Annotated in this window: 2 protein-coding genes; both read left to right on the top strand. The window is 69.6% G+C overall.

Annotated features, from left to right (window positions below):
- Positions 1–129 precede the first annotated feature (129 nt).
- Positions 130–1,656 carry an IS66 family transposase gene (locus VF468_14855; protein HEX5879573.1) on the top strand — a complete coding sequence of 509 codons (1,527 nt, stop codon included), beginning with the start codon at positions 130–132 and terminating at the stop codon, positions 1,654–1,656.
- A 165-nt stretch (positions 1,657–1,821) separates the two neighbouring features.
- Complete coding sequence (locus VF468_14850) at positions 1,822–2,952, top strand: dihydrofolate reductase family protein (GenBank protein ID HEX5879572.1); 1,131 nt, start codon at positions 1,822–1,824, stop codon at positions 2,950–2,952.
- Positions 2,953–3,232 lie beyond the last annotated feature (280 nt).

Raw genomic sequence — 3,232 nt, 5'->3', positions numbered from 1 at the left:
GTGCACCTGGCCTTGGGAGGCGTGCCCCGCTTCGTTACGAAGGTGTGCCGGCCTCCCTGGAAGCTTGGGTCAGGGTATTGAGATAGCGGGTTTTGGCGCCCGATGAGCGGGTTGTAGCCTTCGGCCCTCATGTCGATGGTGGCCGGGCAGGCGCGAGTGGGTCACGGGCTGGCTGGCCCGGACCCTGATGGGTGGTGCCAGCGGATCGCGCTGCTGGAGGACGAGAACGCCGCGCTGCGGGACCGGGAGCAGCAGCTGGAGCGCGAGCAGCGGCAGCTGCGCGAGCGGATCGAGCGCCTGGAGGCCGAGCGGGAGCGGCTGCAGGCCGAGGGTGAACGGCTCCAGGAGGTCAACGCGCGGCTGCGCGAGCAGGTGGGGGCGTTGCGACGGGCGGCCAAACGGCAGGCCGCCCCGTTCTCCCGGGGCGATCCCAAGCCTGATCCCCGGCGGGCCGGGCGCAAGCCGGGTGCGGCCCATGGCCGGCACGCGCACCGCCAGCCACCCGAGCGGGTCGACCGAGTGGTGGTGGTCGGGCTGCGGGATGGCTGTCCGGGCTGCGGCGGCGAGCTGGTCTTGGAGCGCGTCGCGGCCCAGTACCTCGAGGAGCTTCCCCAGCCGCGCCCGCTGTGGATCCGCTACGACCTCCACATCGGCCGCTGCCGCAGGTGCGGGCGGAGGGTTCAGCCCCACCACCCGGCGCAGACCTCCGATGCGCTGGGCGCGGCGGGCGCCCAGCTTGGCCCTCGGGCGGTGGCGCTGGCGTCGTGGCTGTCCAAGGGGCTGGGCATCTCGACGGGCAAGATCGCTCGGCTGTTGGCCCAGCTGGGGATTCAGGTCACCGCGGGTGGGGTCGGCCAGGCGGTCGCCCGCGCCGCCCGCCGCGCCCAGCCGACCTACCAGGCGCTGGTCGCCGGTGTGCGCGCCAGCCCGGTGGTCGCCCCCGACGAGACCGGCTGGCGGGTCGGCGGCCGAAGAGCGTGGCTGTGGGCGTTTGTCGGCGAGCAGGTCACCGTCTACCGCATCGCCGGTGGGCGCGGCTACCAGGACGCCGCACAGGTCCTCGGCGCCGACTACGCCGGGGTGCTGGAACGCGACGGCTGGGCGCCCTACCGCAGGTTCGCCGCCGCGACCCACCAGAGCTGCGTGGCGCACCTGCTGCGCCGCTGCCGCGAGCTGCTGGCCGATGCCGATCGCGGGCAGGGCCGCACCCCGCATGCGGTGCGCCGCATCCTGCTGCGCGCGCTGGCGCTCCGCGACGCCCACGACACCGGCGCGGTGGACGCTGCCGCGCTCCTAGCCGAGGCCGACCGCCTGGGCGCGCAGCTCGACAAGCTGGTGGCGGGGGCGACGCGCTACCCGCCCAACCGGCGGCTGCTCAACCACCTGGCCGCCGAGCGCGAGCATCTGTTCACCTTCCTGCGGGTGCCCGGCGTGCAGGCGACCAACTGGCGCGCCGAGCAGGCCATCCGCCCCGCGGTCGTCACCCGCAAGAGCTGGGGTGGCAACCGCACCTGGGCCGGCGCCGAGGTCTGGCAGGTCCTCACCAGCCTGCTGCGGACCGCCACCCAGCAGGCCCGTGACCCCGTCGAGCTGCTGGGCCGCCTGCTGCAAGCACCAACACCGACCGTCGCCGACCTCGCCATCCCCGGGCGCTGACGAGCACACCCGCTATCTCAATACCATCGAACAACCTCTCACCCGAGCGGCGGTGCGTCACGACCGGCTCCTCGCAGATTCCTGGATGAGACACTCTGCGAAGTACTCGCCCGGCACTCGATCGAGTCATAACGATCTCCCCGGAGGACGCCGATGAGAAGGATCTTGGTCTCGGAGTTCGTGACCCTCGACGGCGTCATCGAGGCGCCGGGGCACGAAGAGCACCGAGATGGACGGAACGCCTGGGCCCTGAGCCTCACCAGCGAGGACATGCTGGCGCATGCCGCCCAACAGCTCCTCGAGGTCGATGCGCTCCTGTTGGGACGGGTTACCTATCAACACTGGGCCGCGTTCTGGCCACTCGCGACCGACGTCTTCCTCGGTGAACGGATCAACGCCCTTCCCAAGTACGTCGTGTCGAACACCCTGACCGACCTGTCATGGAACAACTCGACGCTCATCTCGGGCGACGTCCCGGCGGAGATCGCGAAGCTCAAGGAGAGCCCGGGCGGGGACATCCTCGTGTCGGGAAGCGCTGACCTCTTCGATCTCCTGCTGAAGCACGACCTGATCGACGAGCTCAGGTACATGCTGTATCCGGTGGTCCTCGGGAGCGGAAAACACCTGTTCCGAGATCAACTGGACACCGCCCACTTCCGGCTCGTCGGAACACGGGCGTTCGATTCGGGCGTCGTGCTGCTTCGCTATCAGCCGTCGAGCGACGCGCCTTCGAGCGAGCACTCGGAGGCCTACGTGTGGTCGGATCAGCAGATCAAGTCGCGGCAGGCCGCGGAGAATGCGGACCGCATCCTCGCCTCGGTCCTTTTCACCGACATCGTCGATTCGACAGGCCGCGCAGCCGCTCTGGGAGATCGCAGCTGGCGTCAACTGCTCGATCGCCACGATCGCATCTCGCACGCGGAGGTCGACCGCTTCCGCGGGCGGCTCATCAAGAGCACGGGCGACGGCATCCTCGCGACCTTCGACACTCCGACACGGGCAATCCAGTGCGCCGTCGAGATCGTCGACGGGCTAGCCGAGTCGGAGATCAGGATACGGGCGGGCATCCACACGGGCGAGATCCAGCTCCTTGGTCCCGACGTGGGCGGGATCGGCGTGCACATCGCGTCTCGTGTGATGGGCGAGGCCAGCGCGGGTCAGGTTGTGGTCACCCGCACGGTGCGTGACCTCGCCACAGGCACCGACCTCATGTTCGCATCCCTCGGATCGGTCAACCTACGAGGTGTCCCCGGAGAATGGGAGCTCTTTCGCGTCTCCATCGGAGGGCGACGCTAGAGCCGAGGGGTTGGTGCACCAACTGGACGGTACTCGAAAACGTGTCCGCTGGTAGATGGGCGGGCACTGTTGCATCTGGGTGAAGGGCGTCGGCGGCGAGTAACAAAGTGGAGGCGCTTCCCGCCCAGAGCTGCAACAAGCGCACAAAGCACTCAATCCCGAATGCCGAAGGCGCGTTTCGGGGCTCTGGTGGAGGACGGCGACGGCGGTGATCGCCAGATGCAACAGTGCCTAGCAAGCCGAGGTGCTGGGTCAACAGCAGCCAGGTGACCTGGCTGAC

Source organism: Actinomycetota bacterium, from assembly GCA_036280995.1.
Taxonomy (GTDB): domain Bacteria; phylum Actinomycetota; class CALGFH01; order CALGFH01; family CALGFH01; genus CALGFH01.
This window is presented reverse-complemented; position numbering and strand designations above follow the sequence as displayed.

Bases quoted from the DNA above. Each gene is read 5' to 3' on its own strand.
- VF468_14855 (HEX5879573.1), top strand. From the start codon at position 130: ATGTCGATGGTGGCCGGGCAGGCGCGAGTGGGTCACGGGCTGGCTGGC.